The organism is Vibrio sp. OPT46 (assembly GCF_015163535.1).
GTDB classification, from domain to species: Bacteria; Pseudomonadota; Gammaproteobacteria; order Enterobacterales; family Vibrionaceae; genus Vibrio; species Vibrio alginolyticus.
This window is the reverse complement of the sequence record NZ_JADDYG010000789.1, coordinates 1-435: the sequence shown is the minus strand read 5'-3', so window position 1 is coordinate 435 and position 435 is coordinate 1. Positions and strand designations below refer to the sequence as shown.

Genomic DNA, 435 nt, shown 5'->3' with positions numbered 1-435 from the left:
TCTAACCGATTGTGTCTTAAATGTAACTAGTTGGTTATGAGTGTGATTGTCTATGGTTCTGATTCTTATGATGAATTCTTATCATGTTCATCGTGGTGCCATAAAAGCTTAAACCTGCAAAGTGACAATAAAATTTAAGGAAAAATGAACTTAATGCAGCAAAAATTACTTTTGTGCAATTAAATTAATTGTCAAAACAGCAAAACTGAAGTTAACAATAAATTTACAATCTCCTCATTCTAGTGATAAGGAATGTATTGGATGCTATTACACGAATCAGTGACCCAATTTGCTAATGGGAAAGAAGAAAGCACGCAAAGTGCTCAGCGCCAAACCACAAACTGCGTAGTGATGGTGCCACCGAAAGAGTTTCGTTTTAATGAAGAAACCGCACAAGATAATGAGTTCCAACATAAAGTGTCACTCAGCCAAGAA

The 435-nt window shown here is 35.4% G+C and carries 1 pseudogene; it reads left to right on the top strand.

The window, feature by feature from the left end:
- Positions 1-261 precede the first annotated feature (261 nt).
- Positions 262-435: pseudogene (locus IQR33_RS27810) on the top strand (amidinotransferase); the annotation flags it as partial.